At 40.0% G+C, this 13722-nt stretch carries 11 protein-coding genes and 1 pseudogene; 6 read left to right on the top strand and 6 right to left on the bottom strand.

Annotated elements, in window-relative coordinates; genetic code table 11:
- Window positions 1-202: 202 nt before the first annotated feature.
- Together HNW13_RS01925 and HNW13_RS01920 are read left to right on the top strand one after the other, a co-directional pair.
- Window positions 203-1555 (top strand): YjiH family protein, encoded by a 1353-nt coding sequence (locus HNW13_RS01925; protein WP_101085705.1) that lies wholly within the window; start codon window positions 203-205, stop codon window positions 1553-1555.
- Window positions 1556-1712: 157 nt separating this feature from the next.
- Complete coding sequence (locus HNW13_RS01920; protein ID WP_101085707.1) at window positions 1713-2078, top strand: PilZ domain-containing protein; 366 nt, start codon at window positions 1713-1715, stop codon at window positions 2076-2078.
- An 86-nt stretch (window positions 2079-2164) separates the two neighbouring features.
- Here the strand turns inward: HNW13_RS01920 and radA are convergent, their stop codons facing one another.
- Window positions 2165-3544: a DNA repair protein RadA gene (gene radA / locus HNW13_RS01915; protein WP_101085709.1), complete on the bottom strand. Its 1380-nt coding sequence runs from the start codon at window positions 3542-3544 to the stop codon at window positions 2165-2167.
- A 428-nt stretch (window positions 3545-3972) separates the two neighbouring features.
- Between radA and HNW13_RS01910 the strand changes: the two genes are divergently transcribed.
- The 3 genes and pseudogenes from HNW13_RS01910 to HNW13_RS01900 form a co-directional block, all read left to right on the top strand.
- Window positions 3973-5991, top strand: a complete 2019-nt coding sequence (locus HNW13_RS01910) for a PilZ domain-containing protein (RefSeq protein ID WP_243756156.1) — start codon at window positions 3973-3975, stop codon at window positions 5989-5991.
- Window positions 5992-6036: 45 nt separating this feature from the next.
- Window positions 6037-6786, top strand: a complete 750-nt coding sequence (locus HNW13_RS01905; protein ID WP_124011573.1) for an IS5 family transposase — start codon at window positions 6037-6039, stop codon at window positions 6784-6786.
- A gap of 32 nt (window positions 6787-6818) precedes the next feature.
- A pseudogene (locus HNW13_RS01900) lies at window positions 6819-7211 on the top strand (PilZ domain-containing protein); the annotation flags it as partial.
- A 150-nt stretch (window positions 7212-7361) separates the two neighbouring features.
- On the opposite strand, the gene HNW13_RS01895 reads toward HNW13_RS01900, so the two are convergent.
- A complete protein-coding gene (locus HNW13_RS01895; RefSeq protein ID WP_192114424.1) occupies window positions 7362-8270 on the bottom strand; it encodes an alpha/beta hydrolase in 909 nt (302 codons plus the stop codon).
- Between the two features lie 118 nt (window positions 8271-8388).
- Window positions 8389-9375: a phosphoserine phosphatase SerB gene (gene serB, locus HNW13_RS01890; protein ID WP_162022534.1), complete on the bottom strand. Its 987-nt coding sequence runs from the start codon at window positions 9373-9375 to the stop codon at window positions 8389-8391.
- 162 nt (window positions 9376-9537) lie between these two features.
- On the opposite strand from serB, the gene HNW13_RS01885 reads away from it, so the two are divergent.
- Window positions 9538-10230 carry an AhpA/YtjB family protein gene (locus HNW13_RS01885; protein WP_192114423.1) on the top strand — a complete coding sequence of 231 codons (693 nt, stop codon included), beginning with the start codon at window positions 9538-9540 and terminating at the stop codon, window positions 10228-10230.
- Window positions 10231-10306: 76 nt separating this feature from the next.
- On the opposite strand, the gene deoD is transcribed toward HNW13_RS01885, so the two are convergent.
- The 3 genes from deoD to deoA form a co-directional block, all read right to left on the bottom strand.
- A complete protein-coding gene (deoD, locus tag HNW13_RS01880; RefSeq protein ID WP_059746461.1) occupies window positions 10307-11017 on the bottom strand; it encodes a purine-nucleoside phosphorylase in 711 nt (236 codons plus the stop codon).
- A 102-nt stretch (window positions 11018-11119) separates the two neighbouring features.
- Complete coding sequence (locus HNW13_RS01875) at window positions 11120-12337, bottom strand: phosphopentomutase (RefSeq protein WP_101085719.1); 1218 nt, start codon at window positions 12335-12337, stop codon at window positions 11120-11122.
- Window positions 12338-12349: 12 nt separating this feature from the next.
- Window positions 12350-13681 carry a thymidine phosphorylase gene (deoA, locus tag HNW13_RS01870; RefSeq protein WP_011636477.1) on the bottom strand — a complete coding sequence of 444 codons (1332 nt, stop codon included), beginning with the start codon at window positions 13679-13681 and terminating at the stop codon, window positions 12350-12352.
- Between the last annotated feature and the right edge of the window lie 41 nt (window positions 13682-13722).

Here is a 13722-nt window from a genome sequence, read left to right as displayed (position 1 = left end):
CCCCAACAATTTCTTAAAGTAAATATCTACTCACATTTAACTAATATCTATTCGATTAAGTTATCATTTTACATACAGCAAATAAGGGGGTAACCTTGCCTACCCAAAAAAACAACTGAATGGACATTCAATTTTGGTCCATAATAAACAGTTGGGTAGCACAGCTGGCCAACTTAGAACACATAAGTAAGGTGTATTTAACGTGACACATAAAAAACATAACATTAAAACAATTCTCACCTTTATTATTCCGTCACTGATTGGCTTGTTACTGTTCATGACGCCTATCAATGTCGAAGGTTCGATTACCATTCCGATTGCAATCATCTCAAAAGCGTTGCAAAGCCAAATGGGCAGTTCGATTCAGCTTATTGTTACCTGCATTGTAGTATTAATGGCATTGGCCTCGTTACTCACACAGCTCATTAATCCTAAATTCGTGCGTAAAAGTACTTTTTTACGCACTTTACTGAAAGTGAATTTATTTTGGTTAGCGGTGCGCATTCTAGGCGCAATTTTTATCGTCATGGTTTATTTGCAAGTGGGCCCCGAAGCGATTATTTCATCGGCCACGGGTGGCTTAGTTCTGAATGATTTAGTACCTGTACTATTTTCAGTATTTATTTTTGCTGGCATGTTATTACCGCTATTGCTCAATTTTGGTTTATTGGAGTTTTTTGGCACATTATTAACCAAAGTAATGCGCCCAATATTCAATTTACCTGGTCGCAGTGCTATTGACTGCATGGCATCTTGGTTAGGCGATGGCAGTGTGGGCATTTTAATGACCACTAAACAATACGAAACCCGTTTCTATACTGCACGCGAAGCTGCTGTTATTGGTACAACCTTTTCTGCCGTATCGATAACCTTTAGCCTAGTGGTGATATCACAGGTCAAACTTGAGCACTTGTTTGTGCCGTTCTATCTGACAGTGTGCTTAGCTGGTTTTGTTGCTGCAATAATAGTCCCTAAATTACCGCCGCTATCATGGAAGAAAGATCTGTATATTGATAATACCCCTCGCCATGAAGATGACGAAACGATCCCAGCCAATCATGGTGTGTTTTCGTGGGGATTTGATCAAGCAATGCAACGCGCATCTTCTGCAGGTGGCATTAAGCATGTGCTAACGGAAGGGATTAAAAACGTTGTCGATATGATATTCGGGGTTATCCCTGTTGTTATGGCTATTGGTACCGTCGCATTAGTGTTGGCTGAGCATACGCCTATTTTTAATTACTTAGGTATGCCATTTATTCCGCTGTTAGAACTGCTGCATATTCCAGAAGCTACCGAAGCCTCGAAAACGATTGTGGTAGGGTTTGCCGATATGTTTATCCCATCCATTTTGGCCAGCTCTATAGAATCAGATTTGACCCGTTTTGTTATTGCTGCTTTATCGGTTACTCAGCTTATTTATATGAGCGAGGTAGGTGCTCTTTTAATTGGTAGTAAAATACCGGTTAACTTTTTTGAGCTATTCGTTATCTTTATTCTACGAACCTTAGTAACACTACCGATTATTGCATTAATGGGTCATTTACTGATTTAGTTGAAGTCAGTATATATAACCACTCAAAATAACCAGGGAGCGCAATGCGCTCCTTTTTTAAACTAAATATTCTCAGCGTAATCGAGATAAATCGAGTATGCTTAAACAATAAACACTAACTATGTGTCTTTGCGATATTGATTACTAAGGGCAAACTATGGACGACAGACGTAAATTTTCTCGCATTTTTTTTGCAGCCAGTGCTCATCTCGCGCAAACAGAACAAACTTGGCGCACTAAAATTTTAGATTTAAGTCTTAACGGTGCATTAGTAGAATTACCATCTGGGTATACAGGTCAACTCAATAGCATTTTAACCTTAGAGTTTGTGTTACCCGACTCTGATATTGAACTCAAAATGGAAGCGGCAATTGTCCATAAAACCCCAGAACACCTGGGCTTAAAGTGTACTCACATTGACGTTGACAGCATTACCCACCTGCGCCGAATTATTGAACTCAACATAGGCGATGCTGAGTTATTAGATCGTGAGCTTACGTCGTTAATCACTCCAGCGCCTTAAGCTTTCAGATATACCGTAAAATGCAAAAAAGGTAAGTCAATGACTTACCTTTTTTATGCTCAAGTTTTGCTTTTAGCAACCGAGGGTTAATTAATTAACTCAAGCAGCTCATGGATAGTTTTCACTGGAATAATTTTTGCCCCAAGCCCTTCCATGGTTTTGTGATAATTACGAAATGGGATAAAAATCTCTGTAAAACCATGTTGTGCAGCTTCTTTTACTCTCGGCACACCACTATCAATTGGGCGCACATCGCCATTCAAACTCAACTCGCCCATAATACAAGTGGTTCTTGGCACGACAAAGTCATTTAAACTGCTCAGTAATGCCGTAACAAGCGCTAGATCGATGCAGGTTTCTGACTCATCAATTTTTAAACCGCCCACTATATTAAAAAATGTATCATGAAAAATTTTGGTTTTAGTATGCTTACGTAAAATACCGGTTAACATTTTAATCCGATTCATGTTTAAGCCCACACACACTCGTTGTGGAAACTCAGATTCAGTCTCGGTGGTTAAACATTGTATTTCCAATAGTAAATTACGGTTACCTTTACGAATACAAGTGATGGTCGAGCCCGGCGATTCGGTGGTTGAACCCGATAAAAATATTTCACTTGGGTTATCAACACTGATCATACCGCGTTCACTCATGCGGAATATCCCCACGGTATCAACATCACCAAAACGGTTTTTATTGGCGCGCAAGGTACGAATTTGCCCGTCGTTGGTGTCGATATGTAACAATGAATCTACGATATGAACCAAGGTTTGCGGGCCTGCTATTTCGTTATTTTTATTTACGTGAGCAATAATGAACATGGTGACATTATTTTTTTTACAATATTGAGTAAATGCTTGAGCCGCCGTTTTAACTTGTGAAGGCGACCCCGGACTGCCATTGGCCGCATCGGTGACAACCGCTTGAATAGAGTCAATGACAGCAAACTTGATTTGCTTGGCTTCTAATTCTTCAATAATGGCTTCTACACTGGTTTCAGACAGCAGAAACAAGTTATCTTCGTTATAATTAAGCTTTAAACGATTAACACGGTTTTTGAACTGAGATAATGATTCTTCTGCAGTACAGTACAGTGAAGCCATAGATTGTGACATCCGAGCAACCAAATCAGACAGTAATGTTGTTTTACCAGCTCCTGGGTCACCGGAAATAATATTCACCGATCCCGTCGTTAAACCACCACTGAGCACTCTATCTAATTCACCGATTTCAGTCAGTCTTTTTTCGGCATCTTGTGATTCAACTTCACTGAGTTTTTTAGAGCCCCCCCCCACAGCACCAGCGTATCCCAATACCGATGAACGTGAAGTTGAACTCTTTGAGGCCGACAGTTTCATTTCCACCAAAGAATTCCACGCACCACAACGACACTGTCCCTGCCAACGCGGATAATCCAGGCCACAATCGTCACAAACAAATGCCATTTTTGGAGCTTTCGCCATGTTAGTTCCTAGGTTGCAAATCAATTAGTACTTTTATGACCCATGTCACTCAGTCTACGAATCAATAAAGCATCATTGTTAGAAATTTCTTTACTGCCTAAACCTCACATCGAACGAATCAAATATGACGGTTTAGGCAACTCATAAGTATAATAATAACAACGATCTTTAGTCAGAGTCTTGCCAATGATTAAAATATTGTCCACACTCATGTAAACAAACTGTAAAAATCAACAAACAAACGTTACATCAATACAGCATTACCATTAATACGCTATGTTAGTCTTCGTTTCTGAGTAATTAACAACGATATCATTTGTGCATACCTATCGAACAACATTGAAATGTATATTACTATAAAGATCAGCACTTTCTTGCCGATAAAATTATCAGCCAGGCTCACAATAAGCATTTAAAACGATAAAATAATGAGTTTAGATAACCACAGGGCATTAATCGAACAACTAAAACCACTGATCATGGAACCTGATTTTCAGGACGTATTTGAACAGTTAACCGTTGACGAATCTAATTCAACCCGTTTTCTATTGAAAATGGAGCTAAACCGTATCTCATCTTTATGTACACGAATTATAGATTTACGAGATAAAACGGAACTGCCATGCGAAGAAGTTGTCATCGCTAACCAAAGATATTTTCTAGACGAACCCGCTAAAGAAGCACTGCTACAAGCACTACCGTTATACCGCAACAAATATACCTTAGGTGTATACGAGCACGTTATAAAAGCGCATAAACTGCGACGCCTGAAACTCAGAGAAAATGTTTCAATTGAGGTTGTCGACGAGGAAAATCCATTTTTAGTGCCTGGTGTTGTACTTGGCAGCTACTTTAATCGCTGTGAAGAACGAATGAATTACAGCATTCGAATTATGGTTTCTCAGCAAGGCATAACCGAAGTGAATGGCGCAACGCTAGATTTATCTGTCGGCGGCGCTCGCATTAAGTTGCCATTAAAGCATCATTTAGACCAAGATAAACCTTTGCGAGTAAAACTACTTGAACTCAGCGATGAATTTTATCTAGATGATCTAAAGCATGGTGTTGAATATCAAATAGTGGATATTCAAAATAAAGATGATAGTGCTATTTTTAGATTGAAAAGACTGGGTAGTGGAGAAGCATTAGACGGCGTACTATCGCAGCTTATACGCAGTTATAAATTCCGTTATAAAGTTGATGTCAACGACGTCATCGTTACTGCTACCGGATTAGGTTATGAACGTCATTACTTACCACTATTAACGCATCTTCCTTTATTTGTTTCGATTGTCGATGGTAAACCAATCATAGCCTACGAATTACTGGGTAGAGGTAACCAACCAATCCAACATTATTTTCAAGATGAAAATGAAATAAGTCAGCTACCGAGCTTTATTAATACCCGACGCTTAAGCCAAATGATCAAAAGCTCCGAAAATAATGAACATTGTTATTTATTCAGTTTTACACACAATGCTAATGGTAAATTACATTTTTATTCTGCTACCTTAGCAGAGCTTAAAGCAACCAAAAATATGCATCTCTTTTTAGGTTTTGCGTCGACAAAAACCAGCTGGCGCGTATTTAAAATTGTAATGCAGCCTATTGATCATAGCAAAAACTATAAAACATCCACCTTACCGGGGGATGATGCTCGTTATGCGGCCCTCACTGAGCAACAATTAGCTCAATTTAGTCATACTTTACAACTTATTGATTTAACCAACGAGGAAGCTCGTAAAGACTATCAATGCTGGTTTGATCAATCTGATGTGAATGGCTTAAAGATTTTCTCTCAAGCAAAAATAAAACAACACAGCATCAAAAAAGTATCAATGCCATTTAGTGAGCGGCGCCATGAGGCTCGATTCGTCTTTAAAACCTTAGTCACAATTCAACAAGGTGATAAACAGGCCACTGGTATTACTCATGATATTTCGAGTCGAGGTTTACAACTGACTCTAGATAAATCAGCTAATTTCAACGAACCGGGTCCGGTTACATTATCATTTCCACGCCTGCAAGCCGCTGCTGGAAAAACTAATTTATCGAATTTACCTTATCAGCTAATTCGCAGCCGGATGAATGGTGCAACTTTGCATTTGAGTGCCATCATTGGCCACTCCCCGCATGAAGGCGTTGAGTTTTTAAGTAAATTAATTGCTCACAATAAACAAAAACTCGAGCAATTATCAGACAACGAAGGCCAGAAAAAAGAACTGGCTGATGGTATGAAAAATCTCGTGATGCGCCAATTGCCAGGAGTGCCATATTTTATCGAAAAAACAGTAAAAGCGGCACAAATGGCTTACATAGGTATTGGTACCACGACTGATGAAATAAGCCATTTATTTGCTCAAGACAGCGATAAGGTACTGCAATACAATTTAAAGCCACTACTAGGGGCTGTTGATCTTTGTTTGAATTTTGTGCGAAGAAGGTAATCTCGTATAATTCACTTCGCCAAAAACAAATACAACGAGATTACCATGCCCCGATTAATGCTCACTGATGAGATGTGGTCGAAGCTAAAAGCTATTCTGCTTGATGATAGAGTTTATAACAAGCAAGAGCATCGATTTACGATGGAAGGTATCCTTTACCGATTGCGTGTTGGCTGCCCTTGGCGAGATTTACCTGAATATTTTGGCTTATGGAATACCATTTACCGTCGATTTTTACTGTGGTCAAGAAAAGGTATTTTACTTAGGCTGTTCAAAACATTATCGACTAATAGTGATACTGAATGGGAATTTATTGATGGAAGTTATGTAAAAGCCCATCAACACAGTTCAGGTGCATCATCTGATGAAAATCAAGCAATTGGGTTAAGTCGTGGTGGTAATACAAGCAAAATCCATCTCGCGGTAGATAGCTATGGTTTACCGATAGAATTCATTGTTACAGGTGGAGAAGTTCATGATAGCAAAGCAGCTAATGCCCTTATTGAATTATTGCCACAAAGTCATTTTATTATTGCAGACAAAGGCTACGACAGTGAAGCGATTAGAGATAAAGTGCGTGAATGTGGTTCAAAGCCAGTGATCCCTAGAAGACAAAATTCGAAGCAAGGAAATGGCGATATCGATTGGTGTTTATACAAATATCGGCATTTAGTTGAAAATGCTTTTGCTCGGCTCAAGCATTTTAGAGCGATAGCTACCCGCTATGATAAATTGAAAATTAATTTTGAAAGCCTGCTGGCTCTAGCTTGCTCTATAATTTGGCTGCCAATGTGAAAGATCAACAGCCCCTAGACAACAATGTATTAAAACAACACATTATAGACCCTATCAAGTTAATGAAACCCACTCATGATATGGCCTTTTTTGAAGTGTTTATGCAACTCACCCGCCACCCTAGAGGTGCAGTGCAGATCCAATGTAAACTTAAATCAGAACTGGGTAATAGAGAACAACAAATTCAATTTATTACCCAAAGTAAAAAAGTGGGTCGCTTCATGGCGTTAAGGGTGTATATAGGAGCAACTGAAAAGCCCGATATGAGTTATATTCGACGCGAGCTAGAATATATCCACATTCATGCTAATCACCGTGCAAAGCAATTAGAAGAACAATTATGGAGAGTTATCGGTTCGGGTGAGCTATTAGATATTACTACTGAAGTTGAAATCCGTTTTCCAAGCTTAATGATACTAGCCTAAGCAATCTTTCAGAAACCGCTACTCGTAATAAGCTATGGCATAAATCGATAAGAAGGATTTAGTTCAAATCTGCATTTTTTGCTAGTCAAAGATTAAATAACCAGAGAATAGGTTAATAACCACTTACTATTCCCATACAGCTAACTTGGCTCACATTGATAAATACCACTGTTTAATTTGTACAAAGTGATCTTGCTCGGCTTGTCGTTCAGTCAACATACCAGCATGATTATAATCCAGTAAATTGCCCTTTTCTTTGGCGAGTAAAGTGTACTTAACCTGGCTAAAACCACATTCATCAATCATATCGCGTACATCTGACGGATTGCCTAATACGTGATCATTTTTACCAGCGATAAACCATGCCGGTGGCCATACCGCTTTAGTTGCGGCTTCTGCATAGTGAAAATTATCATCATGATCAACCCAATCACCTCGCACCCAATCAATCGTTTGTAATAATGATGCACTGCTCTCATTATCCATACCAACACGGAGTCGACAGGCATCAAAGTAGCCTTGTCTGCCAATATAAAAAGGCGCAAAACGATTCCAGAAAAAATCGACCATAAGCCATTTTTTAAATGACTTCACTTTGATAGTACGTTTGGAACCAAAGGTTAATAACGATGCAACACTAGACTGTAAATGACTATAACGAGCCAAACTACTGGCCATTAACACCCCGCCCCATGAATGGGCACACCAATGTACTTTATTAACCAAAGGATGACGCTGTAGAATAAACTGCTGCACTAGTGGCAATTGTTCACGGATGACTTCTCCTTGTCCCAACGTAAAGTCACGGTGAATTTTAGGCTCGCTTAAGCCTCGTCCTGCGGTATCCATCACATAAACATCAAAACCAGCGTTAGCTAAAAAACAGCCTAAACCACGGCCAGAACTGCTATAAAACACTCTTCCATTAGACATAGCCCCATGCAACATCAAAATAGGAATACCTAGGGCTGTCGGCAATGAAGGACGAATATGCCGAAGGTGCAATTGACCATCTCTGTATGGTATAAAAAGTGAATCTTGGAGGATATCGATAGTCAAAATAGGCAGTTATGTTAGTGATTATAAATATAAAACTAACATTACTACCATGAAATACAACTAGAATAGAGTAATAATTCTATATTTAGCCTTGTTCATAAAGGTAAACATCAAAACGTTATAGTTGTAGGCAAAACACTAATGCTCGTAAATCGACATTTTGTATCGATGCATCAGCAGCAGCAATTAATTTAGGTTTAGCATGAAATGCCACACCTAAATCTGCAGCTTGGATCATCGGAATATCATTAGCGCCGTCACCAATTGCCACTCGCTGACCTGATGGAATGCCCCACTGTTCGGCACATTGACTAATCACATTAGCTTTGTATTGAGCATCTACTACTTCACCTGTCACTTCGCCACTTAGCTTACCATCAACAATAACCAGCTCATTGGCAAACGCCGCATCAAGATTAAGTAATGTTTTTAAATGGCCCACAAATGGTGTGAATCCACCAGAAGCGACAACCAGTTTCCATTGATGCGTTTTTAACTCGGCTAACATCACTTCAAGACCAGGCATTAAAGGCAAGGTATCGCACAACTGCTGAATAATAGAGGCATCAGCACCAGCAAGTTTACTGACTCGTTGTCTTAAAGACTGTTCAAAATCCAATTCACCACGCATAGCACTTGCCGTAACTGCTGCGACCTCCTCACCCACGCCAGCCATAGCGGCGAGTTCGTCGATACATTCAATTTGAATGGCAGTAGAATCCATATCCATCACTAATAAACCGGGTTGGTTTAACCGTGCTAATGGCTGTTGAATGAGTACAATTTCTGCGGGTATATTTTGAGGAAATGACGCGACCCACCCATCATTAGCAGTTTGAGCCGACAGTTCAAAACCAAATAAATCGTTTTGCCTGTCAAGCCTTGCGATATGAGTATCACTTGATATTGAAGATAACCAGGCTTCTATCTCTGTTGAGCATTGCGCACTAAAAATAACTCGACAACGATACGGTAAGTGAGATTGTAAGTTACGTAAATAATCTGACTCTTGATAACGATATAACACACAGCCTAAATGTTGATATGTCTCACAAGTATCTGAAAATAAAAAATTTAGTAAAACATTATCACGTTGTTCAAGCATCAATACGGCCTCTTAGTATGTTACGACTATCTACTGACAAATTTTTCGATTAGTATAGCTTTTTGATAATTCTCTGTAATTGGGTTAGCACAGAATGGTTGCTCGGTAAAAGAACTCCCTAAAACAGCCTCCAATTAAATAGAAAAAACACTGAGGATTAAAGTGATTTTTGTTAAAGGTCTTAAGAAAAGGCAAAAAATTAGCAGAATTGTGCAAATCATTGTGGCAATAGCACTGATCTTCGGCCTAATGTACTTGTGGCAATCAAGTTTACGTAATGGTCAAAAATTATTAAATTCACAAACAAAAGTGATGGCAAGGCTATTAGCACAGCAAGCCGCTAATGGTGCGGCTCCAGCAATGTTTTTACAAAATGATGAGCAACTGCGATGGTTAGCATCAGCACTTGCTGCTGATCCTAAAGTGATGTCGGTGAATATCTATAATTCACAAGGTGTAAGGCTAGCCTTTGCCCAAAGTGTGTCTTATGAAAACTTAGAAGCCGACTCTGAAATATTAAAAAGCTTATTAAAACCATATCCCCCCCTGATTGAGAACGTTGTTCAAGACGACAACAATTTAGGTTACGTTGAAGTACGTTTAAATCTTGATATATTTTTCGACGAAATAAAAATATTGCATGAACAGAACATGCAATTACAGCAGATGATGTTAATTGTAGCTGGCTTTATTGGTTTACTATTATCACGGGCACTTTCATTTAAACGTGCCGATTTTGACCGCCGAAAAGCCCAAGCTAAATTACGTAAAAAACCTAAAAAATCGGCCTTGCTCGCTTCAAACGAAACGCAAGCAGACGAGTCAGAAGATGTAAAACAAGATCCTCCTGCCTAGAGAGATTGCTGACAGAAATGACAAACATAAAAAATGGGCACTCAATGAGTGCCCATTTTTATGACTAACGATTAAATTACAGTGTTAACGCTGCATCTAAAGTCATGATGATCATGTCGCTGAATGTTGTTTGACGCTCATCAGAGGTCGTCTTCTCACCGGTACGAATGTGGTCTGATACCGTTACAACACATAACGCTTTGGCGCCTAATTCATGTGCTACACCGTATAAACCAGCTGCTTCCATTTCGACGCCAAGAATACCCATTTTTTCCATAACATCAAACATTTGAGGATCTGGAGTATAAAATAGGTCGGCAGAGAAAACGTTACCTACACGGATTTTAGTGCCGTGCGCTTTCGCTGAATCAACAACAGCACTTAGCAAGCTGTAGTCTGCAATTGCAGCAAAATCGTTATCTTTAAAACGTAAACGGTTCACTTTAGAATCAGTACATGCACCCATACCGATAATCACATCACGTACTTTTACGTCAGTGCTGATTGCGCCACAAGTACCAACACGGATTAAGTTCTTAACACCGTAGTCTTTGATAAGTTCGTGTGCATAGATTGAACAAGATGGGATACCCATACCTGAACCCATAACAGAAATACGCTTACCTTTATATGTACCGGTAAAACCTAGCATGTTACGTACATCAGTCACTTGCTCAACATTTTCTAAAAATGTCTCAGCAATATATTTTGCACGTAACGGATCGCCTGGAAAAAGTACCGTTTCAGCAAAAGCACCTTCAACAGCATTAATATGTGGTGTAGCCATGTTATAACCCCTATGTTTCTATTTTATTTTGTATTGCTTAGTCATGTTTACAGTTTAGCAAAGCCATTAAACTTTATATAGAACCGTCGTTTGAAAATGTGACTAATTAATAAAAGATTCACCATAATTCATCGGTTCTAACTCAAAATAACTCGCAATAGACTGGCCAATATCAGCAAAAGACTTACGACGGCCTAGCGAGCCTGCAGATAAACCTGCACCATAAGCGAGTACCGGCACACGTTCACGAGTATGTTCAGTGCCAACCCAAGTAGGATCACAACCATGATCAGCAGTGAAAACCACTAAATCTTCAGGCTGTAAAATCGCTAATAATTCCGGTAAACGAGAATCAAAGTACTCAAGTGCTTTAGCATAACCGGCAGTGTCACGGCGATGACCATAATGAGAGTCAAAATCAACAAAATTGGTAAACACAATCGTGTTATCGCCAGCACGTTTAATTTGCGCTAAGGTTTCGTCAAATAACTCTTCAAGACCAGTCGCTTTAAATTGTTGAGTAATACCGCTGTGCGCATATATATCAGAAATTTTACCGATACTAACCACTTCACCGCCAGCATCTTTAAGCTTATCTAATACCGTAGGCGCTGGTGGTAATACCGCATAATCATGACGGTTACCAGTACGAGCGAAATCAGCAGCGCCAGTGCCAACAAACGGACGAGCAATTACGCGACCAATGTTATAAGGCTCTAACTCTTCACGCGCTATTTTGCACAAGTTGTATAGATTTTCTACACCAAAACTTTCTTCATGACATGCTATTTGGAATACAGAGTCAGCAGAGGTATAGAAAATAGGCTTGCCTGTTTTCATGTGCTCTTCGCCTAACTCTTCAAGAATTTGAGTCCCTGACGCATGGCAGTTACCTAAAAACCCATCTAAACCAGCGCGTTCAAGGATTTTATCTGTGAGTTCTTTCGGAAATGAATTGGTTAGGTCACTAAAATAACCCCACTCATAAAGGACAGGAACACCCGCCATTTCCCAGTGACCACTTGGAGTGTCTTTGCCTGAACTTAATTCGTCAGCATGGCCATAAGCACCGATGAGTTCGACATTATCAGCAAATCCAGCAGCAAATTTACCCGTACTTTCAAAACCAGCATGGCCTAGACCAAAGCGAGCAAGATTAGGTAATTTCAATGGACCTTGACGGCCGATATCCGCTTTGCCGTCAGCACAAGCTTGCGCGATGTGACCAAAAGTATCAGAGCCAACGTCACCAAACTTATCGGCGTCGGTAGCAGCACCAACACCAAAAGAGTCGAGCATTAAGATAAAAGTACGTTTCATTATTTGTTTCCTTTATAAATCTGAAGCGCGAATATAACGATATATTTCAGGCGTTTTCTCAGGCGCGCTATCACCAATAATAATGGCTTGCTGAATAGCAGCGGCAGCTTCGGCGAAAGCATCTTCAGATTGAGCATGGATCATCGCTAACGGAACATCTTTGTTAACTTCCTGACCCAATGCGCATACTTGAGTTAATCCAACACTGTAATCCAGTGCATCACCTGGTTTGCGACGTCCACCACCTAAGGTCACTACGGCTAAACCAAGTTCTCGTGTATCCATTTTGTAAGCAAAGCCAGATGTATTGGCATATACAGGTCGTACAATTTTCGCATGAGGTAAATACTTATCATATGCCTCAACAAAATCTGTTGGGCCACCTAAGCCAGACACCATTTTAGCAAATGCCTCTGCTGCTTTACCATTATCTAATACAGTATTTAGCTTATGACGAGCTTCTGCTTCATTCTGTGCAATACCACCCAAAATTAGCATTTCTGCACATAATCCCATGGTGACAGCATATAAACGTGGATTACGATATTGACCAGTCAAAAAGTTTATCGCCTCACGAACCTCAACCGCATTACCTGCACACGAAGCCAATACTTGGTTCATGTCAGTTAACAATGCCGTTGTTTTAGTTCCTGCGCCATTAGCAACAGCAGTAATACTGCGAGCTAATTCTTCAGATGCTTCGTAAGTAGGCATAAATGCACCGCTGCCGACTTTGACATCCATTGCAAGAGCATCAAGCCCCGCGGCTAACTTTTTAGATAAAATAGATGCGGTGATAAGTGAGATAGATTCAACGGTGGCGGTATTATCACGAATCGAATAGAAACGCTTATCAGCAGGGACTAAGTCACCGGTTTGACCAATAATGGCAACACCAGCATCTTTAACCACTTTGCGGAATAATTCACTTGAAGGCTCAGTTTGATAGCCAGGAATAGCATCAAATTTATCTAACGTACCACCGGTGTGACCTAAGCCACGACCTGAAATCATTGGTACATAACCGCCACAAGCTGCAGCCATAGGGCCAAGCATTAGGCTGATTACATCGCCAACACCACCAGTGCTATGCTTATCGATAATCGGGCCATTGAGGCCCAGAGAATCCCAATTTAATACGGTTCCGGAATCGCGCATTGCAATAGTTAATGCAATCCGTTCGTCCATATTCATATCTTTGAAATACACTGCCATGCCGAACGCAGCAATTTGGCCTTCTGAAACGGTGTTATGAGTAATGCCATCAACAAAGAATTGAATTTCTGCAGTGCTTAATACATCGCCATTACGTTTTTTGCGTATAATTTCTTGAGCTAAAAACATGTTACGTCTCCCTTTAGGCAACCCATCACCTTTAGGGTCGC

Source organism: Shewanella sp. BF02_Schw (assembly GCF_014596695.2).
Classification (GTDB): domain Bacteria; phylum Pseudomonadota; class Gammaproteobacteria; order Enterobacterales; family Shewanellaceae; genus Shewanella.
Note: the sequence above shows the minus strand (reverse complement) of the source record. Positions and strands in the feature narration are given on the sequence as shown.